The 24,770-nt window shown below is 62.3% G+C and carries 23 protein-coding genes; 16 read left to right on the top strand and 7 right to left on the bottom strand.

Translation table 11 applies throughout. The features are described 5' to 3' along the window. The first annotated feature begins 184 nt into the window (after positions 1-184). Both AC3RCP_RS07770 and AC3RCP_RS07765 read left to right on the top strand, forming a co-directional pair. Positions 185-385, top strand: a complete 201-nt coding sequence (locus AC3RCP_RS07770) for a hypothetical protein (protein ID WP_009042495.1) — start codon at positions 185-187, stop codon at positions 383-385. A gap of 353 nt (positions 386-738) precedes the next feature. Continuing rightward, positions 739-2,214 carry an inorganic phosphate transporter gene (locus AC3RCP_RS07765; RefSeq protein ID WP_007926602.1) on the top strand — a complete coding sequence of 492 codons (1,476 nt, stop codon included), beginning with the start codon at positions 739-741 and terminating at the stop codon, positions 2,212-2,214. A gap of 152 nt (positions 2,215-2,366) precedes the next feature. Here the strand turns inward: AC3RCP_RS07765 and ccoM are convergent, their stop codons facing one another. From ccoM to AC3RCP_RS07750, 3 genes are all read right to left on the bottom strand, one after another. After that, positions 2,367-2,483, bottom strand: a complete 117-nt coding sequence (gene ccoM / locus AC3RCP_RS07760) for a cytochrome c oxidase subunit CcoM (protein WP_007926603.1) — start codon at positions 2,481-2,483, stop codon at positions 2,367-2,369. 145 nt (positions 2,484-2,628) lie between these two features. Further along, complete coding sequence (locus tag AC3RCP_RS07755; RefSeq protein ID WP_007926604.1) at positions 2,629-2,802, bottom strand: hypothetical protein; 174 nt, start codon at positions 2,800-2,802, stop codon at positions 2,629-2,631. Positions 2,803-3,012: 210 nt separating this feature from the next. After that, positions 3,013-3,360, bottom strand: a complete 348-nt coding sequence (locus tag AC3RCP_RS07750) for an aspartate-semialdehyde dehydrogenase (RefSeq protein WP_492569487.1) — start codon at positions 3,358-3,360, stop codon at positions 3,013-3,015. A 219-nt stretch (positions 3,361-3,579) separates the two neighbouring features. On the opposite strand from AC3RCP_RS07750, the gene rapA reads away from it, so the two are divergent. Further along, positions 3,580-6,426 (top strand): RNA polymerase-associated protein RapA, encoded by a 2,847-nt coding sequence (rapA, locus tag AC3RCP_RS07745; protein ID WP_492569486.1) that lies wholly within the window; start codon positions 3,580-3,582, stop codon positions 6,424-6,426. Positions 6,427-6,503: 77 nt separating this feature from the next. Here rapA and AC3RCP_RS07740 read toward each other — a convergent pair whose 3' ends face one another. Beyond that, positions 6,504-7,850, bottom strand: coding sequence for a spinster family MFS transporter (locus AC3RCP_RS07740; protein WP_492569484.1), 1,347 nt, complete (start codon positions 7,848-7,850; stop codon positions 6,504-6,506). A gap of 337 nt (positions 7,851-8,187) precedes the next feature. Here AC3RCP_RS07740 and AC3RCP_RS07735 point away from each other — a divergent pair, with 337 nt between their 5' ends. Both AC3RCP_RS07735 and AC3RCP_RS07730 read left to right on the top strand, forming a co-directional pair. Further along, the gene (locus tag AC3RCP_RS07735) at positions 8,188-8,547 is read left to right on the top strand and encodes a YkgJ family cysteine cluster protein (RefSeq protein ID WP_007926609.1); all 360 of its coding nucleotides are present in this window, start codon (positions 8,188-8,190) and stop codon (positions 8,545-8,547) included. A 143-nt stretch (positions 8,548-8,690) separates the two neighbouring features. Then, positions 8,691-10,979, top strand: a complete 2,289-nt coding sequence (locus AC3RCP_RS07730; protein ID WP_492569482.1) for a putative bifunctional diguanylate cyclase/phosphodiesterase — start codon at positions 8,691-8,693, stop codon at positions 10,977-10,979. On the opposite strand, the gene AC3RCP_RS07725 is transcribed toward AC3RCP_RS07730, so the two are convergent. Further along, positions 10,870-11,766: an NAD(P)-dependent oxidoreductase gene (locus AC3RCP_RS07725; RefSeq protein ID WP_492569481.1), complete on the bottom strand. Its 897-nt coding sequence runs from the start codon at positions 11,764-11,766 to the stop codon at positions 10,870-10,872. The genes AC3RCP_RS07730 and AC3RCP_RS07725 overlap by 110 nt on opposite strands. 192 nt (positions 11,767-11,958) lie before the next feature. Here AC3RCP_RS07725 and AC3RCP_RS07720 point away from each other — a divergent pair, with 192 nt between their 5' ends. Next, on the top strand, positions 11,959-14,142 hold the full coding sequence (locus tag AC3RCP_RS07720) for a hypothetical protein (protein WP_150049353.1): 2,184 nt from the start codon (positions 11,959-11,961) through the stop codon (positions 14,140-14,142). Positions 14,143-14,410: 268 nt separating this feature from the next. On the opposite strand, the gene AC3RCP_RS07715 is transcribed toward AC3RCP_RS07720, so the two are convergent. Beyond that, positions 14,411-14,722 (bottom strand): DUF2288 domain-containing protein, encoded by a 312-nt coding sequence (locus AC3RCP_RS07715; RefSeq protein WP_009042488.1) that lies wholly within the window; start codon positions 14,720-14,722, stop codon positions 14,411-14,413. Positions 14,723-15,061: 339 nt separating this feature from the next. On the opposite strand from AC3RCP_RS07715, the gene AC3RCP_RS07710 reads away from it, so the two are divergent. The 9 genes from AC3RCP_RS07710 (at position 15,062) to AC3RCP_RS07670 (ending at position 22,873) form a co-directional block, all read left to right on the top strand. Continuing rightward, complete coding sequence (locus AC3RCP_RS07710) at positions 15,062-16,189, top strand: branched-chain amino acid ABC transporter substrate-binding protein (protein WP_007926614.1); 1,128 nt, start codon at positions 15,062-15,064, stop codon at positions 16,187-16,189. A gap of 231 nt (positions 16,190-16,420) precedes the next feature. Next, on the top strand, positions 16,421-17,344 hold the full coding sequence (gene livH, locus AC3RCP_RS07705; protein ID WP_007926616.1) for a high-affinity branched-chain amino acid ABC transporter permease LivH: 924 nt from the start codon (positions 16,421-16,423) through the stop codon (positions 17,342-17,344). Beyond that, entirely contained in the window at positions 17,341-18,597 is a 1,257-nt protein-coding gene (locus tag AC3RCP_RS07700; RefSeq protein ID WP_101337031.1) for a high-affinity branched-chain amino acid ABC transporter permease LivM, read from the top strand. Before livH ends, AC3RCP_RS07700 begins: the two co-directional genes overlap by 4 nt. Beyond that, entirely contained in the window at positions 18,594-19,361 is a 768-nt protein-coding gene (livG, locus tag AC3RCP_RS07695) for a high-affinity branched-chain amino acid ABC transporter ATP-binding protein LivG (RefSeq protein ID WP_009047385.1), read from the top strand. Before AC3RCP_RS07700 ends, livG begins: the two co-directional genes overlap by 4 nt. Beyond that, a complete protein-coding gene (locus AC3RCP_RS07690; protein WP_007926621.1) occupies positions 19,362-20,063 on the top strand; it encodes an ABC transporter ATP-binding protein in 702 nt (233 codons plus the stop codon). A 303-nt stretch (positions 20,064-20,366) separates the two neighbouring features. Beyond that, complete coding sequence (locus AC3RCP_RS07685) at positions 20,367-20,672, top strand: BufA1 family periplasmic bufferin-type metallophore (RefSeq protein WP_009042485.1); 306 nt, start codon at positions 20,367-20,369, stop codon at positions 20,670-20,672. A gap of 28 nt (positions 20,673-20,700) precedes the next feature. After that, positions 20,701-21,585, top strand: a complete 885-nt coding sequence (bufB, locus tag AC3RCP_RS07680) for an MNIO family bufferin maturase (RefSeq protein ID WP_223815857.1) — start codon at positions 20,701-20,703, stop codon at positions 21,583-21,585. Continuing rightward, positions 21,582-22,367: an HvfC/BufC family peptide modification chaperone gene (locus AC3RCP_RS07675; RefSeq protein ID WP_492569476.1), complete on the top strand. Its 786-nt coding sequence runs from the start codon at positions 21,582-21,584 to the stop codon at positions 22,365-22,367. The genes bufB and AC3RCP_RS07675 overlap by 4 nt, the downstream gene beginning before the upstream one ends. Before the next feature lie 2 nt (positions 22,368-22,369). Beyond that, a complete protein-coding gene (locus AC3RCP_RS07670) occupies positions 22,370-22,873 on the top strand; it encodes a DoxX family protein (protein ID WP_492569474.1) in 504 nt (167 codons plus the stop codon). A 133-nt stretch (positions 22,874-23,006) separates the two neighbouring features. Here the strand turns inward: AC3RCP_RS07670 and AC3RCP_RS07665 are convergent, their stop codons facing one another. Continuing rightward, positions 23,007-23,915: a LysR family transcriptional regulator gene (locus AC3RCP_RS07665; protein WP_101337027.1), complete on the bottom strand. Its 909-nt coding sequence runs from the start codon at positions 23,913-23,915 to the stop codon at positions 23,007-23,009. A 106-nt stretch (positions 23,916-24,021) separates the two neighbouring features. Here AC3RCP_RS07665 and AC3RCP_RS07660 point away from each other — a divergent pair, with 106 nt between their 5' ends. Further along, positions 24,022-24,621, top strand: coding sequence for a short chain dehydrogenase (locus AC3RCP_RS07660; protein WP_101337026.1), 600 nt, complete (start codon positions 24,022-24,024; stop codon positions 24,619-24,621). Positions 24,622-24,770: the final 149 nt, after the last annotated feature.

Genomic DNA, 24,770 nt, shown 5'->3' with positions numbered 1-24,770 from the left:
AAAAGTAACTGTTGCTACGACAGCTGTTCTTGTCCGGTGGCGTGGCCGCATGCAACAAGAAGCGGTTTGGCGAGCCCCATCGCAATCCTGGCTCCTTTAATCGAGCCGAGTACGAGGCGGTTTGATAAACCCGATCTAGGCAATGCGTATCATCGGGATAATCTCAACTCAGTTAGGTAACACTGTGACGAAAGACGAACTGCGCGCGGAACTTGAGCGCCAGGAACAACGTTACAAGGAAGTTTACGGAGGCGAAGTCACCACCTACGCCGCCCAGCCTGAACCGGAACGCAAACCCTGGCGCAAGCGCGCCAGCGTTCTCGACCAGGCCTTCACCCAAGAACTGCAAAAGATGGAAAAAGAGCTCAAGGCAGACCAGCCGTGACGCTGTTCGCCTGAAACTTTCGCACGGCTCGATGCCCTTGCAGATAAAGGTCGATCGCAAGGTCGGCCTGGCATCCGCCGTGTTGCAGCGAATGGCCCCAAAGGGCTCAAAAAGTGTCATGGCACTGAAATTTCATACAAACGTTTGAGACGTTTGGCCCAGCGTTGTGCCCCTGGCCATAAGGATGAGCCCCAGTAAAATCAATGGCTTGCCCATGCCCCGAAAAAAGGCATGGCCATTGGCCTGCCTCCGGCTTTTTCGTTGAAGAATGTTACCAACCAGCACCTAGTGCATCGATTACCAGGGTTTTCTGGCATAATCGCGCCCCCTTATGACCGGGTCAGAAAACCTTCATGATCGATTTATTCAGCGGACTGGATGCTTGGGTGCTTGTGAGCCTCTTGCTCGCCCTGGCTTTTGTCCTCGCCTACGAGTTCATCAACGGCTTTCATGACACCGCAAATGCGGTTGCCACTGTTATCTACACCAAAGCCATGCCGCCGCACCTGGCCGTATTCTTTTCCGGTGTATTCAATTTCCTCGGCGTGCTGCTGGGCGGTGTCGGCGTGGCCTATGCCATCGTCCATCTGCTGCCGGTCGAGCTGCTGATCAATGTCAACACCGGCCACGGCCTGGCCATGGTCTTCTCGTTGCTGGCCGCGGCCATCACCTGGAACCTGGGCACCTGGTACTTCGGTATTCCCGCCTCCAGTTCCCACACCCTGATCGGTTCGATCCTCGGTGTCGGCCTGGCCAATGCCCTGCTCAACGACATCCCGCTGGGCGATGGCGTGAACTGGCAGAAAGCGATCGACATCGGTGCTTCCCTGGTGTTCTCGCCCATGGCCGGTTTCCTGATTGCCGCCCTGGTGCTGATCGGCCTGAAGTGGTGGCGCCCGATCTCGAAGATGCACAAGACCCCGGAACAACGCCGCAAGGTCGACGACAAGAAACACCCGCCCTTCTGGAATCGCCTGGTGCTGGTGATCTCGGCCATGGCCGTGAGCTTCGTGCACGGTTCCAACGACGGCCAGAAAGGCATCGGCCTGATCATGCTGGTACTGATCGGTATCGTGCCCGCGCAGTTCGTGCTCGACCTGAACAGCACCACCTATCAGATCGAGCGTACCCGCGACGCCACCCTGCACCTGAGCCAGTTCTATCAGCGTAACGAGGACTCCCTGGGCGAGTTCCTGGCCCTGGGCAAAAGCGTGAAAGACGACCTGCCAGGCAAGTTCCGCTGCAACCCGCAGCAGACCGAACCGACCATCGCCGCGCTGCTGGGCACCCTCAAGGGTGTCGCCGACTATCACTCGCTGCCGGCCGAAAGCCGTATCGAAGTGCGTCGCTACCTGCTCTGCCTGGATGACACCGCGAAGAAAGTCGGCAAGCTGCCGCACCTCGCGGCCCGTGAAAAGGCTGACCTGGACAAGTTGCGCAAAGACCTGACCGCCACCACCGAGTACGCGCCGTTCTGGGTGATCCTGGCCGTGGCCCTGGCCCTCGGCCTGGGGACCATGATCGGCTGGAAACGTGTGGTACAGACCATCGGCGAGAAGATCGGCAAGCAAGGCATGACCTATGCCCAGGGCATGTCGGCGCAGATCACCGCCGCCGGCCTGATCGGCATGGCCAATATCTTCAGCCTGCCGGTATCGACCACCCACGTGCTGTCGTCGGGCGTGGCGGGAACCATGGTCGCCAACAAAAGCGGCCTGCAAAGCGGCACCATACGCACCATCCTGCTGGCCTGGGTGCTGACCCTGCCGGCAACCGTGGCGCTGTCGGCCGGTCTGTTCTGGCTGGCCTCGAAAGCCCTCGGGACCTGATTCGTTCAGTCCGCGACAAAAAAGGTGCGCCCCTCGGGTCGCACCTTTTTTTGTGCCTGAAATAAATGAGGGCTTTGCCACAAAACACACAGGCAAAAAAAAGGGCAACCGAAGTTGCCCAAAATGCCTTGCGTGCTCGTTACCGGAAAGACTTAAGGTTTTTTGCGTTTATGCGCATCTTTCCAGATGAAAAATCCAAACCCGGCGAAAAACAGAACCATGAGGCCGACAGTCAGCACTCCGGCGATCACCACATTGTCGAAAAACATGACTGGCCTCCTGCTCTTGCCCTGTTGCGATGGGGCTAAGTTAACCAAAGAGGCGGCGGGGAAAATTGACCGGGGTCAATGGTCGCCCAAGACAGGACGACAGGGAGGGGAAATAACTGACTTACATCAACAGATCGCGCCCGGTTCAGCGCTTTTTCGGCTTTTTCGGTTTCTTCTTCGGTTTGCCCAGGGGCATTGCCTGCTCGAATGCCTGGCGCACTTCGTTCAGGCGCTTTTCCTTCAAGTCATGCACACGCTTGGCACGTTCGGCGTTCAGGTCGATCAGGTTGTCGTCTTGGCTCATGGCGTTGGCTTGCATCGTTCAGGTCTATGTCGACCGGAGCCTCTATATAGAGTGTGGCTACGGCCCTTGCGGGTTTGCCAATAATGCGGCGTGACACGGCGGCTGACCAGTGATCGGCAGATATTCAGCGCAATTAAAGGTGGAGGCCCGTCGTTTGACCAGCACCGCGCGGATTGCGGTGTGTGATCCCCTGCTCCGCTGTCGCAGGTATTTAAAGAGCGGTATCTAAACCTCGACGTCGACCCACAGCCCCTGGCGTGGCGCGTCCTCGATCAGCGGCGCCACCGGCACGGTGTTGTCGGCATTCAACTCGTCCCCGGGCACAGCCAGGTGCAGTTCGGGATCGTCCGCAGCCTCGGCTTCGCGCTGGCGTTTGTGCCTTTGCTGCTGGCGCTGCTGTTCTTCGCGCAGCAGTAGCGCCGACTGTTCGGTATCGCGCTTTTGCAGGTCGATGGTGCTTTCGTTGGAACTCTGTTGCACCGGCACCACCGGCGGGATATCCGGGCGCGGCCGGATCGGATCCTGCTGGGAGGTCACGGGCACGGCACTCAAGGGCAGCATCGGGGGCAGCATATTATTGGTCTCCTGTCGGCAGGCTGTCGGCTGCTGCGGGGGCGACTTGAGCCATCGGTCGCAAACTTGTGACCCAGTCGTCACCCGATAGTGCCCCGAGCCCCGACAAATGCGCCCGATACGCTACCTTCCAGCGTAGTTGTTTTTGTTAGAGTCCTTTGGCCTGAGGCCGCCGATCCGTTAACATAGTCGGCTTTTTCAAGGCGGGAGTCAGGCAGCATGGCGCAGCAGTATCAACCGGGGCAACGCTGGATTAGTGACAGCGAAGCCGAGCTAGGTCTAGGCACCGTTCTGGCACAGGACGGCCGCTTGCTGACCGTGCTCTATCCGGCCACTGGCGACACTCGCCAGTATGCGCTACGGAATGCGCCCCTCACTCGCGTGAGGTTTTCCCCGGGTGACACCATCACCCACTTCGAAGGCTGGAAAATGACCGTGCGCGAAGTCGACGACGTCGACGGCCTGCTGGTCTACCACGGCCTCAACGGGCAGAACGAAGTCGTCACCCTGCCGGAAACCCAACTCTCGAACTTCATCCAGTTCCGCCTGGCCAGCGACCGTCTGTTCGCCGGGCAGATCGACCCCCTGGCCTGGTTCTCCCTGCGCTACCACACCCTGGAACACACCAGCCGCCAGCTGCAATCGTCGCTGTGGGGCCTGGGTGGCGTACGCGCCCAGCCGATCGCCCACCAGCTGCACATTGCCCGTGAGGTCGCCGACCGTATCGCGCCGCGGGTTCTGCTGGCGGACGAAGTGGGCCTGGGCAAGACCATCGAAGCCGGCCTGGTGATCCACCGCCAGCTGCTGTCGGGCCGCGCCAGCCGCGTGCTGATCCTGGTCCCGGAGAACCTGCAGCACCAGTGGCTGGTGGAAATGCGCCGGCGCTTCAACCTGCAGGTTGCGCTGTTCGACGAAGAACGCTTTATCGAAAGCGATGCCGCCAACCCCTTCGAAGACACCCAGCTCGCCCTGGTGGCCCTGGAATGGCTGGTGGACGACGAGAAGGCCCAGGACGCGCTGTTCGCCGCCGGCTGGGACCTGATGGTGGTCGACGAAGCGCACCACCTGGTGTGGCACGAAGACCAGGTCAGCCCGGAATACGCGCTGGTGGAACAGCTGGCCGAGGTGATCCCCGGTGTCCTGCTGCTCACCGCCACCCCGGAACAACTGGGCCAGGACAGCCACTTCGCCCGTCTGCGCCTGCTCGACCCGAACCGCTTCCACGACCTGGCCGCCTTCCGCGCCGAGAGCGAAAACTATCGCGCGGTGGCCGAAGCCGTGCAGGAGTTGCTGGATAAAGGACGCCTGTCGCCCGAAGCGCACAAGACCATCCACAACTTCCTCGGCAACGAAGGCGAAGCCCTGCTCGCCGCCGTCAACGACGGCGACACTGAAGCCAGCGCGCGTCTGGTGCGCGAGTTGCTGGACCGCCACGGCACCGGCCGCGTGCTGTTCCGCAACACCCGCGCCGCGGTGCAAGGCTTCCCCGAGCGCAAGCTGCACCCGTACCCGCTGCCATGCCCGGACGAGTACCTGGAACTGCCGCTGGGCGAGCACGCCGAGCTGTACCCGGAAGTCAGCTTCCAGGCCCAGCCGGACGCCAGCGAAGAAGAGCGCTGGTGGAAGTTCGACCCGCGCGTCGAGTGGCTGATCGACCAGCTGAAAATGCTCAAGCGCACCAAGGTCCTGGTGATCTGCGCCCACGCGGAAACCGCCATGGATCTGGAAGACGCCCTGCGCGTGCGCTCCGGTATCCCGGCCACGGTATTCCACGAAGGCATGAACATCCTCGAGCGCGACCGCGCCGCCGCCTACTTCGCCGACGAAGAGTTCGGCGCCCAGGTGCTGATCTGCTCGGAAATCGGCAGTGAAGGTCGCAACTTCCAGTTCGCCCACCATCTGGTGCTGTTCGATCTGCCGTCGCACCCGGACCTGCTGGAGCAGCGGATCGGCCGTCTCGACCGGATCGGCCAGAAACACGTGATCGAGCTGCATGTGCCGTACCTGGAAACCAGCCCGCAAGAGCGCCTGTTCCAGTGGTACCACGAAGCGCTGAACGCCTTCCTCAATACCTGCCCGACCGGCAACGCCCTGCAGCATCAGTTCGGCCCGCGCCTGCTGCCGCTGCTGGAAGAAGCCGACGACGGCGAGTGGCAAGCACTGATCGACGAGGCGCGCACCGAGCGCGAGCGCCTGGAAGCCGAGCTGCACACCGGCCGCGACCGTCTGCTGGAGCTCAACTCCGGCGGTGCCGGCGAAGGCGATGCACTGGTGGAAGCGATCCTCGAGCAGGACGACCAGTTCGCCCTGCCGATCTACATGGAAACCCTGTTCGACGCCTTCGGCATCGACAGCGAAGACCATTCGGACAACGCGCTGATCCTCAAGCCGAGCGAAAAAATGCTCGACGCCAGCTTCCCGCTGGGCGACGACGAAGGCGTGACCATCACCTACGACCGCAACCAGGCGCTGTCTCGCGAAGACATGCAGTTCATCACCTGGGAGCACCCGATGGTGCAAGGCGGCATGGACCTGGTGCTGTCCGGTTCCATGGGCAACACCGCCGTGGCGCTGATCAAGAACAAGGCGCTGAAACCCGGCACCGTGTTGCTGGAACTGCTGTATGTCAGTGAAGTGGTGGCACCGCGCTCGCTGCAACTGGGCCGCTACCTGCCACCGGCTGCCCTGCGCTGCCTGCTGGACGCCAACGGCAACGACCTGTCGGCGCGCGTCGCCTTCGAGACCCTCAACGACCAGCTGGAAAGCGTGCCACGGGCCAGCGCCAACAAGTTCATCCAGGCCCAGCGCGACCAGCTGACGCCGAAGATCAACGCCGGCGAAGCGAAGATCGCCCCGCGTCACGCCGAGCGCGTGGCCGAGGCGCAACGGCGCCTGGCCGCCGACACCGACGAAGAACTGGCGCGCCTGACCGCGTTGCAGGCGGTCAACCCGACCGTGCGCGACAGCGAACTGGTGGCCCTGCGTCAACAACGCGAACAAGGCCTGGCGATGCTTGAGAAAGCCGCGCTGCGCCTGGAAGCGATCCGGGTCCTGGTGGCGGGCTGATCCCCCCTGCTCTGCCGGTAAATGAAAAGGCCCGCACAATGCGGGCCTTTTTTTATCTGCTTCTGTAGAAGCACTGTTCAAGCCGCCACCGCCGCCCCCGCCGGCTCGCCCGGTACCAACCCGTCCTTCATCCGCTGCGCATCGTGCACGAAGCAGCGCGAGGCCAGGAACAGGAACAGCATGGTCAGCAGCAACGCCACCGGGATCAGGTACATGGCGTCATGCAGGCCGACTGCCTTGAACGCCTCGGTCATCTGCCCGGCTCCTGCGGCGTACATCGCCGCATGGGCGAAGTGATCGGACAGCGCCCCCACCACCACCGGCCCCAGGCCTCCGCCCAGCAGATACAGGCCGGCGAAGAACAGCGCCATGGCCGTGGCCCGCAGACGTGGTTCGACCACATCCTGGATCGCCGTGTAAACGCAGGTATAGAAGTTGTAGGCGAACAGCCAGCCGACACTGAATACCGCGACGAATACCCCGATCTCGATGCGCCCGGCATGCAGGGCCCAGGCGGTGCACAGGGTCGAGATCAACATGCTGAAGGCGGCGAACAGCAACCGGCCATTGGCGACACGCTGGTGAATCTTGTCGGCGACCCAGCCGCCCAGGGTCAGGCCGAACAGGCCGGTCACCCCAACTATCACCCCGGTCGCCACCGCGGCTTCCTGTAACGGCATCAGGAAGTAGCGCTGCAACATCGGCACCAGGAACGAGTTGCAGGCGTAGGTGGCGAAGTTGAAAGTCAGCCCGGCCAGCACCAGCCAGAGAAAGGTCGGAATCGCCAACACCCGGCGGATCGGCCGGTCGACGCGCTCCTGGGAGACCTTGACGGCTTCCGCCGCCCCACGCTTGGGCTCCTTGATGAAGAACATGAACACCGCCAGCAACAGCCCCGGCACCGCGGCGATAAAGAACGGCGCGCGCCAGCTGTCGAAGGCCTTGACCATGGCGCCGATGGTGAAGAACGCCAGCAACAGGCCCAGCGGCAGGCCAAGCATGAAGATGCCCATGGCCCGGGCCCGGCGATGGGCCGGGAACAGGTCGCCGATCAGCGAGTTGGCCGCCGGCGCATAGCTGGCTTCGCCGATGCCGACGCCCATGCGCACGACGAGGAAACTCCAGAAGCTGCCCACCAGGCCGTTGACCGCGGTCAGCCCACTCCACACCGCCAGGCCCCAGCCCATGAGCTTGCTGCGCGACCCGGTATCGGCCATGCGCCCCAGGGGCAGGCCGGCAATGGCGTAGACGATGGTGAAGGCGGTACCGATGATGCCGATCTGGAAGTCGCTCAGGTGCCACTCCATGCGGATCGGCTCGATGATGATGGCCGGAATGGTGCGATCGAAGAAGTTGAACAGGTTAGCCAGGAACAACAGGAACAGAATGCGCCAGGCATTCGCCGCTTGGGTCGAGTTCTGCATGGGTCGGTCTCTTTATTGTTATTCGGCCAGACGCAACCGAGCCTGGAAGTTGCAATCTAGTCAGCCCCGCCGCGCTTGTCTGTAATGATTCGTAAGGCTGATACCAGGCAATCCGAAGCACAGGCCATCGACCGCGCTCGACGGCCGCCCGAACAACGCCATCGCCCCCGCCAAATTCGCCGAAAGCCCCCGGATACCGGGGCTAAAGCCCGATTTTTCAAGGGCTTGCACAGGGCCTGAAAAATACCTCGCGCGCCCCCTTCCCAAGGCCGTTGCGAAGCCTAGAATAGCGGCCTTGCTGCCCCCCTCATCAACCTCCTCCCCTTTGAATACGCCCATGTCCGAAGCCAGTCCGTGTCTGAATTGCGGTGCCTGCTGTTCACACTTTCGTGTGTCTTTTTTCTGGGGTGAATGCGCCTCTTCCGGCGGTACGGTCCCCGACGATCTGGTGGCGTCCATCAGCCCCAGCCGGGTCGCCATGCTCGGTACCGATTGCAAGCCGACCCGCTGCACCGCGCTGACCGGCGAGGTCGGCAAGGAAGTCAGCTGTTCGATCTATCACCAGCGTTCCAGTACCTGCCGCGAGTTCGAGGCGTCCTGGGAAAATGGCCAACAGAACGTCGATTGCGACGCCGCGCGCGCGGCATTCGGGCTCGCGCCCCTGGAGCCGACGCTGTACTTCGAACAGAGTGCTTAGCTCGATTGGCTATGGGATGAATTCCAAAATCATTTAAGTCAATCTGCCACCATCGCTCCCGGCCTTGCCTCGGCTCCCTATACTCACTCCCATTGGTCAGCCATCAGGGCTGGCCCTGGATGACTCAAGAAACGGGGCCTGCGATGGAATGGCTTGGTCTGCATTTTTTTACCGAGCTCCCCGAAGGCGGGCAGGTATTACTCACCTGCAGCCACAACCCCGTGCTGGTGATCCTCGCCTATCTGGTGGCCTGCGCTGGCAGCTTCGCCACCCTGGACATGGCCGAACGGGTGCGCCACGTCGACCTGGCAGCCGCCCAGCAACGCTGGCGCTGGATCGGCGCCTTCTGCCTGGCCGGCGGCATCTGGGCCATGCATTTCATTGGCATGCTGGCACTGCAAATCCCCATCGAAACCCATTACGACCTGCCGATGACCCTGCTGTCGCTGCTGATCGCGGTGATTGCATCCTGGCTGGCGATGAAGACCCTCAGCCATACCCAGCTGCAACTGTGGCGCTACCTGCTGGCGTCGATCTGGATCGGCCTGGGCATCTGCGTCATGCATTATGTCGGCATGGCGGCGATGCGCTCACAAGCCACGGCCTACTACCAACCCGACCTCTTCGGCCTGTCGATTGCCATCGCCATCAGCGCGAGCCTGGTCGCCTTGCTGCTGTCCCGCTACCTGAGCAATGGCAGCGGCGTGCTCCACCAACTGCTCAAATACGCGGCCAGCCTGCTGCTGGGGGGCGGCATAGTCGCCATGCATTTCACCGGCATGTGGGCGCTGAAACTGGTGATGCCAGTGGCGGGCACGCCTTCGATAGCGGTGGACGACAACCCCTTGCAACTGGGCCTGACCATCGCCGTCATCGCCCTGTTGATCATCGGCAGCAGCATCAGCGCGGCCCTGGCGGACAAGAAACTCCAGCACAAGGAACAGGACCTGCGCCGGGTCAACACCCTGTTGAGCCAACTGGACCAGGCCCGGGTGGCGCTGCAACAGGTGGCGCATTACGACGCCCTGACCAACCTGATCAATCGTCGTGGCTTCAATCAGTTGTTCGCCGAAAAGCTCATCGAAAAGACCGTGCAGAGCGGCATGCTGGCGGTGATGTTCCTCGACATCGATCACTTCAAGCGGATCAACGACAGCCTCGGCCACGATGCCGGCGACGAACTGTTGAAGGTGATTGCCGGCCATATCAAAAGCTCCACCCGCAGCCATGAAGACGTGGTGGCGCGTTTCGGTGGAGACGAGTTCTGCATCCTCATGAGCTTGAGCCACCGCGACGAAGCCCAGCACATGGCGCAACGCATCATGAACAAGATGAAGGAGCCCATCGAGCTGGCAGGAAGGCGCATGGTGATGACCACCAGCATCGGCATCAGCGTCTTTCCCGACGATGGCACAACCTGCGAAGAACTGCTCAAGCATGCCGACCTGGCGCTCTATCAATCCAAGGGCAGCGGTCGCAACAGCCTGCATTTCTTCAGCACCAACCTGAAGACCCGGGCGAGCCTGGAACTGCAACTGGAGGAAGAATTGCGCAACGCCCTGCGCCACGAAGCCGGATTGACCCTGTATTACCAACCCATCTACGACCTGGGCAGCCGCAAGGTCAGCAAGCTCGAAGCGCTGGTTCGCTGGCGGCATCCGTTGCACGGGCTGCTGGCCCCGGATCGCTTCATCGGGATCGCCGAAGCCAACGGGCTGATTGCCGAACTGGACAACTGGGTCCTGCGCAAGGCCTGCGAGGACCTGGCCGCCCTGTCCCGCCACGGCTTTGCCGAGCTGAAAATCGCGGTGAACTGCTCGGCCCTGAACCTGGCGCGGGAGGAGTTGGCCGAGGAGATCGCCAACACCCTGAGCAGCGCCGGTGTCGCGCCCCAGCGCCTGGAACTGGAAGTCACGGAAAACGCCCTGATGGGTAACATCGACAGCACCGTGGCCCTGTTGCGGCAGATCCGCAATCTCGGGGTGTCACTGTCGATCGACGACTTCGGCACCGGTTATTCGTCCCTCGCCTACCTCAAGCGCCTGCCGCTCAACACCCTGAAGATCGACCGCTCGTTCATCCAGGACGTGCCCCAGTCGACCCAGGACAAGGAAATCGTCCAGGCGATCATCGTCATGGCCCATACCCTGCACCTGCAGGTGGTGACCGAAGGCGTCGAGAGCCTGCAGCAGTACGAGTTTCTCGCCCAGTACGGCTGCGACTTCATCCAGGGTTACCTGCTCAGCCGGGCGCTGCCCCTGGAAGAGTTGCCCGGGGTGATCGACGAGATCGAGCAGCGCATGCTGCCCGCCGTCGCCGCGGTCAGCCCTCTGACGTCGGTTCGCGATACAGGCGGATCAGGGTCGCGGGATCCTGCTCCAGATAGCCCTGGCCGCCATGCAGGCGCATCAGTTGTGCAGCCAATCCGCTGATCGGCGTGGCCGAGCCCTGCTCGCGGGAGAACTTCACCGCCCCGTCCAGATCCTTGAGCAGGGTGCGCACATGCCATTTGATCGGTTCGAAGCGGCTTTCGGCCATCTGCGGGGCGAGAATCTGCAACGGCCTGGAATCGGCGAAACCACCGGCCAGCGCCTCGGCCAGCAATGACGCATCGACCCCGGAACGCTCGGCCAGCGCCACCACTTCGGCGATCACCAGGGCATTGCAGGCGACGATCATCTGGTTGCAGGCCTTGGTCACCTGGCCGGCGCCGACGCCGCCCATATGAGTCACCCGTTGCCCCAGATTGAGCAGGACCGGGCGCACCCGCTCGATATCCGCCGCCTCGCCGCCGACCATGATTGCCAGGCTGCCGGCCTCGGCACCGGGCGTGCCGCCGGACACCGGGGCATCGACCCAGCCCATGCCGGTGCTGCTGGCCAGTTGCGCGGCCATTTCCCGGGTGGCGGTCGGCTCCAGGCTGGAAAGGTCCACCAGCAGTTGGCCGGCCCGGGCTCCCTGGGCGATACCCTCGGCACCGAACACCACCTCGCGCACCACCTCGGTATTGGCCAGGCACAGCAGCACCAGGTCCGCGGACTCGCACAGCTGGACCGGAGTCTCGGCCAGTCGCGCGCCCGCCTCCAGCAGCGGCGCGCATTTTTCCCGGTTGCGGTTCCACACCACCAGGGGATAACCCGCCGCCAGCAGACGGCGACACATGGGCAAGCCCATCAGGCCAATACCGGCGAACCCGAGGGTGGGTAATGTTGCCATCATCTTGCCTCCTTTTGATTAAAGATCACCAAAATCTGGCCGATTTATCTGGGCTTAGGAAAGGATTCCCCCTAGCGGCCATCAGACTTATCCCTATCGCTGGGGCCAATATCGCGCTGTAAAGTCGCGAGATCCCACTTGATGGCTCTTTGATATCTTGTCACCGAGCCGACCAGTCCAGACACACGGCGCACAATGACTTCTAAAAACAATTCTGCCAACGCAGTATCCGAACTGACGCTGACCCCGGGCAGCCAGAGCTTTTCAGATTCGAAGCCATTGTCCAGCTCGCGCCCGCAGGCGCCCCAGCAATACCTCTACTTCACCGAAACCAACACCGACCGCATCCTCGACAACCTCGACGGCCTGCGCGACTCGGTATTTCCCCGCGCGCCGCACCTGGAAGACGAACTCGAGGCGCGCCGCGAGCAGGAGTTTCCCTCGGTCTGCCTGATCGGCCTGGGCCGCTGCGGGTCGAACATCGCCCTGGATGTGGCGGAGCTGGTGTACAACGCCCGCAAGTTCTACCTCAACGAATTCAACACCGACGACAAGGCCTATGCCGACAAGGGCTACAGCCCCGCCCAGTGGATCCGCCACAACCTGCGCCTGGGCCAGAGCAAGGCCAGCAAACCGGTGTTCCTGGTCGAGCCGCTGGTGATGCTGGGCGACCTGGACAAGGACATCGCCGGGCGCATCCGCTTCTCGCGCAAGGGCGAAAAAAGCGGCTTCATCCGCGACTACAGCAAAATGAAGATCATGGACCTCTCGGAAGTCCATGCCGGCGGCGCCGGCAACGCGCCGATCCTCGGCCAGTACCTGGCCAAGATCATCCTCAACAAGGACACGCAGCGCTTCTCCAGCCCCGACTGGAAAATGATCCACTCGTACCTGATCGACTCCTGCGGCATCAAGGCCAACCAGTCGCGCCTGTACTTCTCGATCTTCAGCGCCGGCGGCGGTACCGGTTCGGGCATGGCCTCGGAGTTCGGCCTGGCCCAGCAGTACTCGTACATGAACAAGACGTTCGACACCAAGCCAATCGACGAGCACGACAGCAAGAGCGGCCACTCCTTCGTCTTCGAGCCGATCTTCACCAGCGGCATCTGCGTACTGCCGAACATCTCCGATCACCGCAGCGAAATGTCCGAAGCGTTGCACATCAACGCCGGACGCTTGCTGTGCAAATACCTGTCGGAAGAATGGGACTTCTCCTACAACTTCGATAACGAAGACAGCAGCGAAGCCAGCGTCATGGGGCGCATCCGCCCATGGAACGCGATGATGCTGATCTCCAACGACATCATGCGTTATGCCGAAGAGAGCGATGACGGCAACATCCAGAACATCGACGTCAACGCCATGGAGAAGCACGCCAACCAGTACATCTCCCAGCAGATCTTCAACATCCTCACCGCCCAGGCGGTGACCACCGACTACGACCAGAACTACTTCCGCCGCGCCGGCATCGACATCGGCGAGACCATCCGCCTGGATGCCAACGACCTGTTCATGAGCCTGGCCGGCCCGGTGGCGATCGCCTATGCCGAGTCCGTGGTCCCGGAAACCCCGGTGCCGAGCGGCGACAAGTTCAAGGTGTTCGAGAAAGAGCCGCAGCGCCTGAACATCGACGACCTGTTCTTCCGCTCCATCGACCTGCCGCACTTCAACAAGGTGACCCAGGCCATCGAAGGCATCAGCCTGCTGCCGATCGAGTCCAAGCGTTATCGCGCGGCGCTGGAGCAATACAAGGCTTCCGGTTACGACGCCGCCGCGCTGCACGACCTGCACTTCTTCAAGAACTGCTCGTCGGTGGTGTCGATCGTCTCCCTGCCCAAGGACTACAAGCTGTCGTACATGGACCTGAACCGGCTCAAGACCCACCTCAACAGCCTGTTCCCCAACACCACCCTCAAGCGTTACGCGCTGGTGATCGGCGCCTCGGCCAACCTCTCGCTGACCACCCTGATCGCCAAGAGTCCGTGCCTGTCGGACGACTTCCTGACCCTGATCGTGGCCTTTATCAAGCGTTGCTTCGCCCGCAACCCGTACCGTTTCGACGAGACCCTGGACAACTCGATCCTCGACTTCATCGTCAGCGAGGCATTCGATGAAGGCCGCATCGACGAGTTGCTCAACGAGTTCGAGAACCCGGCGAAGATCCTCGATACCAACTGGTACGCGATCAAGCCGATGTACGAGAAGAAGTACCGCGAGCTGATCAACGACAAGGACAAGTTCGTCTCGATCAACGACATCCGCCTGTCCCGCGATTGCGTGAAGAAGGCCATCAAGTACCTGCGCGAGATCTACCGCCACCGCATCGGCAAGACCAAGGTCATCTCGCTGAACAACCACACGGGCAGGACCGCTTACTGACCGCCGGTCGCCTCTGCAGGTGCCGCCGGTCGATGGCTTTCGCCAGCGTCCGACCGACGGTTTCTGCAAGGCGATATATAGAAGGACGGTAGTCTCCAGGAACAATCAGGCAGCCCTCGGGCTGCCTTGCAAACTGTTCCCATTCCGCTTACGTCACCGTCAGCCTGAAATGGGTGGGGCCTTTCTCCACGGGCAACTTGCCATCACCCTGATCGCGGTTACTCGGCTACACACTTTCAACCGGAAAAACCAGGCACTATTTTGGTGCTCAGCCTTCGCCCTGCGCCCTTTCCTGGACCAGAATCCACGGCGAAACCACCACCGCCCACAGCAGCGGATCGCGCTCCACCAGATCCAGCGCCCGCGTCGCAGACACCTTGCCCACCTTCTCGGCGGCCAGCCAGGCAGAGACTTTCTCGGCCTGGTTCTCGGCCATGGCCTCGGCTGCCTCGATCAAATCCAGGCTGGCGTCGACCCACAATAGGGCACCCTTGGCGAAGAACGGTTCCAGCTCCTTCCAGGTAATGGATGCGGTTTCACCAAGCAGCTTGGCATAGAGGGTGCTAGGTTCTTGAGTCATGGGCCTGTCCCGAAAAGAAATCGGCGCAATGATAACGTCGGTGCTCTGGCAGACAAACCCGGTTGCAATTGCGTCAACGATAGAGAAGTGCAGGAGAGCCAGGGATTGCTCGCTGAATACGGTCAAAACCCCGCCGCGATTCTGTCTTTTTCTTTCAATAAAGCGACACCCCCTGATTTTGCCCCCTGGCGCCAGCTTCCCAGGCTAACAATCGGCGCTCTACACTGTACCGGTACAGTTGCCGGGGGCATTTTCCGGGGATATCCAAGAGATATCTGACCCGGTTCTGCTGCTACGGCGCCAGGACTATAAAAATTACAACAGTAAGAGTGGAGCACTATGAATAAGGCTACTAAGCAGATTTCCAAACTGTTTGCCGCTATGGTTCTGGCCGGAGTCGCCAGCCATTCGTTCGCAGCTGACACCATCAAGATCGGCATCGCCGGCCCCAAGACCGGCCCTGTAGCCCAGTACGGCGACATGCAGTTCAGTGGCGCCAAAATGGCCATCGAACAAATCAACGCCAAGGGCGGCGTCGATGGCAAGCAGCTCCAGGCCGTCGAATACGATGATGCCTGCGATCCGAAACAAGCCGTCGCCGTAGCCAACAAAGTCGTCAACGACGGCGTCAAGTTCGTGATCGGTCACCTGTGCTCCAGCTCCACTCAACCGGCTTCGGACATCTACGAAGACGAAGGCGTGGTCATGATCACCCCCGCCGCCACCAGCCCGGACATCACCACCCGTGGTTACAAGATGGTGTTCCGCACCATCGGCCTGGACAGCGCCCAGGGCCCTGCCGCCGGCAACTACATCGCCGACCACGTGAAACCGAAAATCGTTGCCGTGCTGCACGACAAGCAGCAATACGGTGAAGGCATCGCCACCGCCGTTAAACAGACCCTCGAGAAGAAAGGCACCAAGGTTGCCGTGTTCGAAGGCATCAACGCCGGCGACAAGGACTTCTCCTCGATGATCGCCAAGCTCAAGCAAGCCAACGTCGACTTCGTCTACTACGGCGGCTACCACCCTGAGCTGGGCCTGATCCTGCGCCAGGCCCAGGAAAAAGGCCTGAAGGCCAAGTTCATGGGTCCGGAAGGCGTGGGTAACGACTCCATTTCGCAGATCGCCAAGGACGCTTCCGAAGGCCTGCTGGTGACCCTGCCGAAATCCTTCGACCAGGATCCGGCCAACGTGGCCCTGGCGGATGCCTTCAAGGCCAAGAAAGAAGACCCGAGCGGTCCGTTCGTGTTCCCTTCCTACTCGGCTGTCCAAGTGATTGCCGAAGGCATCAAGGCCGCCAAGTCCGAAGACGCCACCAAAGTGGCCGAAGCCATCCACGCCGGTACGTTCAAGACCCCGACCGGCGACCTGAGCTTCGACACCAAGGGCGACCTGAAAGACTTCAAGTTCGTGGTCTACGAGTGGCACTTCGGCAAACCTAAAACCGAAGTCTCGCCTCAATAAGGCCCTGTCTGACTGACTGCCAATAAAGCCCACGGCGTGCCGTGGGCTTTGTTTTGCGAACGTATTGGGCCTGTTTTCCGTGATCCGGAAGCCCGCCCACCTGAAAATCTCAAAACCGTCATCAGCGGTTCGCTGGCAAAACCTGACCCGAAGTGGATGCAGATCCACGGGGCGCAGGCGGGAAAATGACTCCACCAGTGAAATGCGTATCAGGTTTTTAGGAGCGCTGTAATGCCTGACCTCTATCACTTTTTCCAACAGCTGGTTAACGGTCTCACCGTTGGCAGCACGTATGCCCTGATCGCCATCGGCTATACGATGGTTTACGGCATCATTGGAATGATCAACTTCGCCCACGGCGAGGTGTACATGATCGGTTCCTATGTGGCGTTCATTGCCATCGCGGGCCTGACCATGATGGGACTCGACAGTGTCCCGCTCTTGATGACCGCGGCCTTCATCGCGACCATCGTCGTTACCAGTGCCTACGGCTACAGCATCGAACGGATCGCCTACCGCCCCCTGCGCGGCAGCAACCGTCTGATCCCGCTGATCTCGGCCATCGGCATGTCGATCTTCCTGCAGAACACGGTTTTGCTGGCGCAAGACTCCAAGGACAAATCCATCCCCAACCTGATCCCGGGCAACTTCTCCATCGGGCCGGGTGGCGCACATGAAGTGCTGATCTCCTACATGCAAATCGTGGTGTTCGTGGTGACCCTGATCGCCATGCTCGGCCTGACCCTGTTCATCTCTCGTTCCCGCCTGGGCCGCGCCTGCCGTGCCTGCGCCGAGGACATCAAGATGGCCAACCTGCTGGGTATCAACACCAACAACATCATCGCCCTGACCTTCGTGATCGGTGCCGCGCTGGCGGCGATCGCGGCCGTGCTGCTGAGCATGCAATACGGCGTGATCAACCCCAACGCCGGCTTCCTGGTCGGTCTCAAGGCCTTCACCGCCGCGGTACTGGGCGGCATCGGCAGCATTCCGGGCGCCATGCTGGGCGGCCTGGTACTTGGGGTGGCGGAAGCCTTCGGTGCCGATATCTTCGGCGACCAGTACAAGGACGTCGTGGCGTTCGGCCTGCTGGTTCTGGTGTTGTTGTTCCGGCCAACCGGCCTGCTGGGCCGTCCGGAGGTTGAGAAAGTATGACTAGGAATCTTCGACAGGCGTTCTTCAGCGCCTTGCTGGTGTGGGCCGTCGCCTACCCGATACTCGGTTTGAAACTGACCATCGTCGGCATCAACCTGGAAGTCCATGGCACCAGCCCCACCACGCTGATGATCATCGCCGCGTGTTCGGTGCTGATGTTCCTGCGGGTGCTGTTCGACCAGCAGATCAGCGCGGCCTGGAAGTCCTCGCCCAATATGCCGGTGATCCCGGCCAAGGCCAGTAACTTCCTGACCCTGCCGACCACCCAGCGCTGGATCATCATTGCGTTGATCATCGGTGCGCTGGTCTGGCCGTTCTTCGGCTCCCGCGGCGCAGTGGACATCGCCACCCTGGTGCTGATCTACGTGATGCTCGGCCTGGGCCTGAACATCGTGGTCGGCCTGGCCGGCCTGCTGGACCTGGGGTACGTCGGCTTCTACGCCGTGGGCGCCTACAGCTATGCGCTGCTGTCGCACTACTACGGCTTGAGCTTCTGGATCTGCCTGCCTATCGCCGGCCTGATGGCGGCCACTTTCGGCTTCCTGCTGGGCTTCCCGGTATTGCGCCTGCGCGGTGACTACCTGGCGATCGTGACCCTGGGCTTCGGCGAGATCATCCGCCTGTTCCTGCGTAACCTGACCGACCTCACCGGTGGTCCGAACGGTATCAGCAACATCGATAAACCGACGTTCTTCGGCCTGTCCTTCGAACGCCGGGCCGCCGAGGGCGTGCAGACCTTCCACGAGTACTTCGGCATCGAATACAACTCGATCAACAAGGTGATCTTCCTTTACCTGGTCGCGCTGTTGCTCGCGCTGTTCGCCCTGTTCGTCATCAACCGCTTGCTGCGCATGCCCCTGGGGCGTGCCTGGGAAGCCCTGCGTGAAGACGAAATCGCCTGCCGCGCACTGGGCCTGAACCCGACCGTGATCAAGCTGTCGGCCTTCACCCTGGGTGCCTGCTTCGCCGGTTTCGCCGGCAGCTTCTTCGCCGCGCGCCAGGGCCTGGTGACGCCGGAGTCCTTCACCTTCATCGAGTCCGCGACCATCCTCGCCATCGTCGTGCTGGGCGGCATGGGCTCGCAGCTGGGCGTGGTCCTGGCGGCCACCGTGATGATCCTGCTGCCTGAACTGATGCGCGAATTCAGCGAATACCGCATGTTGATGTTCGGCGCCATGATGGTGCTGATGATGATCTGGCGTCCTCAAGGCCTGCTGCCCATGCAACGCCCACACATGGAGTTGCGCAAATGAGCCGTGAGATCCTCAAAGTAACGGGCCTGAGCATGCGCTTCGGCGGCCTGCTGGCGGTCAACGGCGTGGCCCTGACCGTCAAAGAGAAACAAGTGGTATCGATGATCGGCCCGAACGGCGCCGGCAAGACCACGGTGTTCAACTGCCTGACCGGTTTCTACCAGCCCACCGCCGGCAGCATCCTGCTCGACGGCGAGCCGATCCAGGGCCTGCCCGGCCACAAGATCGCCCTCAAGGGTGTGGTGCGCACCTTCCAGAACGTGCGGCTGTTCAAGGACATGACCGCGGTCGAGAACCTGTTGATCGCGCAGCACCGTCACCTGAACACCAACTTCCTGGCCGGCCTGTTCAAGACCCCGGGGTTCCGCAAGAGCGAGCGCGAGGCCATGGAATACGCCGAGTACTGGCTGGAAAAGGTCAACCTCAAGGAGTTCGCCAACCGTCCCGCCGGCACCCTGGCCTACGGTCAGCAGCGGCGCCTGGAAATCGCCCGGTGCATGATGACCCGTCCGCGGATCCTCATGCTCGACGAACCGGCCGCCGGCCTCAACCCGCGGGAAACCGAAGACCTCAAGGCGCTGATCGGCGTGTTGCGCGAAGAGCACAACGCCACGGTGCTGCTGATCGAACACGACATGAAACTGGTCATGAGCATTTCCGACCACATCGTCGTGATCAACCAGGGCACGCCCCTGGCCGACGGCACGCCGGAACAGATCCGCGACAATCCTGAAGTGATCAAAGCCTACCTGGGGGAAGCGTAAATGCTGCAGTTCGAAAACGTTTCCACCTTCTACGGCAAGATCCAGGCGCTGCACAGCGTCAACGTCGAGATCCGCCAGGGCGAGATCGTCACCTTGATCGGTGCCAACGGCGCCGGCAAATCCACCCTGCTGATGACCCTCTGCGGTTCGCCGCAGGCCCACAGCGGCAGCATCCGTTACCTGGGTGAGGAACTGGTGGGGCAAACCTCGGCGCAGATCATGCGCAAGAGCATTGCCGTGGTGCCGGAAGGTCGTCGGGTGTTCGCCCGCCTGACCGTGGAGGAGAACCTGGCCATGGGCGGGTTCTTCACCGACAAGGGCGATTACCAGGAGCAGATGGACAAGGTCCTGGGCCTGTTCCCGCGTCTCAAGGAGCGCTTCAACCAGCGCGGCGGCACCATGTCCGGCGGCGAACAGCAGATGCTCGCCATCGGCCGCGCGCTGATGAGCAAGCCCAAGCTGTTGCTGCTCGACGAACCGTCCCTGGGCCTGGCGCCGATCATCATCCAGCAGATCTTCGACATCATCGAACAGCTGCGCCGTGACGGCGTGACGGTGTTCCTGGTGGAACAGAACGCCAACCAGGCGCTGAAGATCGCCGACCGTGCCTATGTACTGGAAAACGGCCGGGTGGTGATGCAAGGCACCGGCGAAGCCCTGCTGACCGACCCCAAGGTGCGCGAAGCCTATCTGGGCGGCTGAGCACTTGCTGCAAACAAGAACGGCCCTGCGGGGCCGTTTTTTTTCGCCTGGAAATCGCCCCTCCTGTAGCCGCTGCCGCAGGCTGCGATCGGGGCAACGCCCCCGCACAGGCTGACCACTCGGAAGGCTCGGTACACCGTGCTGCCAGTGATTGCGCCGGCTTCGCCGTCGATCGCAGCCTGCGGCAGCGGCTACAACTGGATTTTTTTCACCTGGGCTGTAACAAACCCCAGCGACCTTTCTCTAGAGGGGTAAGCAGGCACGAATGCCTGCCTACACCACTACCTTTTCTGGAGAAACACCATGACCGCTACCACTCGCACCCTGTCCGCCGCCGCCCTGGCCCTGGCCCTCGGTTCTGCCTTGAGCATCGCCGCGCTGCCGACCACCGCCCAGGCCGCCGACAACATGGAGAAATGCTTTGGCGTCGCCATGAAGGGCAAGAACGATTGCGCGGCAGGCGCGGGCACCACTTGTGCCGGTACCGCCAAGGTCGACCACCAGGCCAACGCCTGGAAGCTGGTTCCTAAAGGTACCTGCGAGAAAACCGCCAGCAGCACCTCGCCTACCGGTTTCGGCCAACTGCAAGCCTACAAAGCCAAGTCGTAAGCAACCTGCCTGAGTGTCGATGATGAACATGGCCGTACCACTCCCCCTCCATCCCGCCACTCAGGCGACCGTCTCCAGCCTGCCGCAACGCGCCGGGCTGGGGCTCAAGACCGAGCACTTTCGCCAGGTCCTGAAGGAACAGCCCGATATCGGCTTCTTTGAAGTCCATGCGGAAAACTACATGGTCGCTGGCGGGCCGTTCCATCACTACCTGGGGCTGATCCGCGAACAGTATCCGTTGTCGCTGCACGGCGTCGGCCTGTCGATCGGTGCCGAAGGTCCGCTGGACCAACAGCACCTGAAACGCCTGGCCGTGCTGATCGAGCGGTATCAACCCCAGTCCTTTTCCGAACACCTGGCCTGGTCCAGCCATGGCCCGGTGTTTCTCAATGACCTGCTGCCCCTGGCCTATGACCGGCCGACCCTGAACCGCGTCTGCGAACACATCGACCAGGTGCAGAGCACACTGCGCCGCCCCATGCTGCTGGAGAACCCGGCGACCTACCTGGAGTTTCGCCAGTCGAGCATGGACGAGGCCGAATTCATCCGCGAGGTGATACGCCGCACCGGCTGCGGCCTGTTGCTGGACGTGAACAATGTCTACGTGGCGTGCATCAACCACCGGCGCGACCCGCTGGCCTATATCGATGCCCTGCCGCTGCACGCGGTGGGCGAGATCCACCTGGCCGGGTTTGCCGAAGACACCGACAGCCTGGGCGACCGGCTGTTGATCGACGATCACGGCGCGCCGATCGATAACGCCGTATGGGCGCTGTACCTGCGGCTGCTGGAACGGATCGGAGCGACCGCGACCCTGATCGAGCGCGACAACCAGGTGCCGGCGTTTTCCGTGCTGCACGCTGAAGTACGCCAGGCGGATGAGCTGCTGCAATGCGCCAGGAGGCTGCCGTGAACACACAAGCCAGCTTCGCCAGCGCCCTGTTCGACTCCGAGCAACCCTGCCCTGCGGACCTGTACTGCGGCAACGGCGCCGACCCGGCCAGCCGCTTCGCGGTGTACCGCAACAATGTGCAGAGCTCGTTGATCAACGCCCTGGCCGATGCCTATCCGGTGGTGGCGCAACTGGTGGGCGATGAGTTCTTCCGGGCCATGGCCGCGCTCTACGTCAGGTGCTTCCCGCCCACCAGCGCCGTGCTCAGCGACTATGGCCATGACTTCGCCGATTTCATCGGCGGTTTCCCTCCCGCCGCCGCCGTGCCTTACCTGGCCGATGTCGCGCGCCTGGAGCGCCTGCGGGTCACCGCCTACCACGCCGCCGACGCCTGCCCGGTGCCACTGGCGCAGCTCGCGACGGCCATGGCCGAACCGCAAACGCTGGGGCAATTGCGCCTGGAACTCCATCCCTCGCTCGGCCTGCTGAACTCGCCCTATCCGGTGGTCGATGTATGGGCCGCCCACCAGGGCGATGACGACTGGCAAGGCGTCGACCTAAAGAACATCGACCTGTGCCAAGGACAAGACGCCCTGGTACTGCGTCATGAGCTGGAGGTCGAGGTGTTCGCCATCGACGCCGGGGTCGCCTGCTTCATCCATGCCCTGCACCACTCGCAGCCACTGCAAGTCGCCGCGGCCAATGCCTTGGCTGTCGATCCGGCGTTCGAGCCGAGCCAGGCCCTGGCGCTGCTGATCGGTCGCGGCGCCATCACTCGCCTGTCCCCCCATTCCGAGGTCTGAACATGCACACCCACTGCACCAAGCATCACCCGCTCACCCATGGGGTGAACCGGCTCATCCAGCTGCTGGAGCGTATTCCCCACAGCCTGATCGCCTTTATCGCGCGCTTCTCCATTGCCGCGGTGTTCTGGAAGTCCGGCCAGACCAAAATCGAGGGCCTGGCCATCGACCTGTTCTCCGGGACGTTCGAGTTCGGCATGCCGCGCCTGGCCGACTCGACCATTCCCTTGTTCCAGAGCGAGTACCGGGTACCGCTGCTCTCCCCCGAACTGGCCGCACACCTGGCGGCATTCGCCGAGCATCTGTTCCCGCTGCTGCTCCTGGTCGGTTTCGCCACGCGCTTCTCTGCACTGGCGCTGCTGGGCATGACCCTGACCATCCAGCTGTTCGTCTACCCCGACGCCTACCCGACCCACGGCACCTGGGCGGCGGTCCTGCTGTACCTGATGGCCCGCGGCCCCGGCAAGCTGTCCATCGACCACCTGATCGCCCGCCGCTATCGCTGAGCCCCCGCTGTAGCGCTGTAGCCGCTGCCGCAGGCTGCGATCGGCCCCGAAGGGGACGCAAGGTCTTGAGATCGCTGAAGGCCTTCGGCCTTATCGCAGCCTGCGGCAGCGGCTACAGGCGCAAACCGTCAGGTCAAAGGCGATCCAGCGCTTCGCCGCTGCGCTTGAACCAGCCGATCAGGTAATCGGCCAGGACCTGGGTACGCCTGGGCAACCCGCCCTGATACGGATGCACCAGGTACATCGGCATGCTGCGGGTCTGGTAATCGCGCAGCAGCCCGCGCAAACGCCCGTCGGCCAGTTCCGCCTGCAGCAGGTAGGACGGTAGTCGGGCGATCCCCGCCCCCACCAGCGCGGCCTTTTTCAGCAGGTTGTAGTGATTGCTGGCGAAAGGTCCCGACACCCGTACCCGAAACAGTTCGTGCTGCTGGTGATAGAGCCACTCCTCACGGCCGCTGTAATGGCTGTTGAGCAGGCAGCGATGCTCGGCCAGGTCCCTGGGCGCCTGTGGCTCGCCATACTGTTCCAGGTAAGCCGGGCTGGCGCAGGTCATCTCGTGCCAGGCCAGCAGCGGCCTGGCCACCAGTCGTTGGTCATTGGCCACTTCCGAACGGATCGCCAGGTCGAAACCGTCCCGGGACAGATCGCGGTAGTTGTTGTTCAGCTCCAGCTCGATCTGCACCTCGGAGTACTGCCGGGAAAACTCCAGCAGCAGGCCTTCGAAGAAGGTCTCGCCCAGGGACACCGGCACCGTCAGCCGCACCGGCCCGGCCATGTCGTCCTTGAGCCGCGCCAGCGCCTGGCGCGCCCGCTCGACCTGAACCAGCAGCGCCTGGGCCTGGGGCAACAAGGCGGCGCCCGCCGCGGTCAGGCTCAAGCGCCGTGTGGTGCGCTGCAACAGCACCACCGCGAACTGCGTCTCCAGGGCGCTGATGCGCTTGGACAATTGCCCCTTGCTGCACCCCAGTTGCTGGGCGGCCAGGGTAAAACTGCCTGCCTCGATCAGCACGGCGAACGCCGCCAGGTCATCCATCTCACTCATGGATTGTTTCCATTTGAAAACCAAAGGTTGCCTATTAGCGCGCTAATCAACAGGAAAAACCAGCACTAGACTGCAACCTCGTTCAACCCACGCGAGGAACAACCCCATGAAAATTCTTCTGATCGGCGCCAACGGCACCATTGGTTCGGCCGTCGACAAAGAGCTGTCGCAACGCCATGAAATCATCCGCATCGGCCGCAACAGCGGTGATTTCCAGGTGGATATCAGCGACAGCGCCTCGATCCGCGCACTCTTCGAGCAAACCGGCACATTCGACGCGCTGATCTGCGCCGCGGGCAATGTCACCTTCGCGCCGCTGGGCGAGATGAGCGCCCAGCACTTCGCCCTGGGCCTGCAGGACAAGCTGATGGGCCAGGTCAACCTGCTGCTGATCGGCCGCGAGTTCGCCAACGACGGCGCCTCGTTCACCTTCACCTCCGGCATCCTCAACCGCGACCCGATCCGCAGTGGCGCCTCGGCGGCCCTGGTCAACGGCGCCATCGACGGCTTCGTCCGCGCCGCCGCCATCGAACTGCCACGCGGCCTGCGGGTGAACTCGGTGAGCCCGACCGTGCTGGAAGAAGCCATGGACAGCTACGCCCCGTACTTCCGTGGCTACAAACCGGTTCCCGGCGCCGATGTGGCGCTGGCCTACGCCAAGAGCGTGGAAGGCCTGCAGACTGGCCAGACCTTTATCGTCGGCTGACCCACGCCTCTGCAGGAGCGAAGCTTGCTCGCGATAACATTGCACCCGGCATACCGCAGCGCCTGGATCGCCGGCAAGCCTGGCTCCTACAGAGACATGAGTGGATCCAGGGTTGTGATGAACGGTCAGGCTGCGTAACGTGGCGACAC

Source organism: Pseudomonas sp. GW822-FHT05A08 (assembly GCF_058800485.1).
Note: the sequence above shows the minus strand (reverse complement) of the source record. Positions and strands in the feature narration are given on the sequence as shown.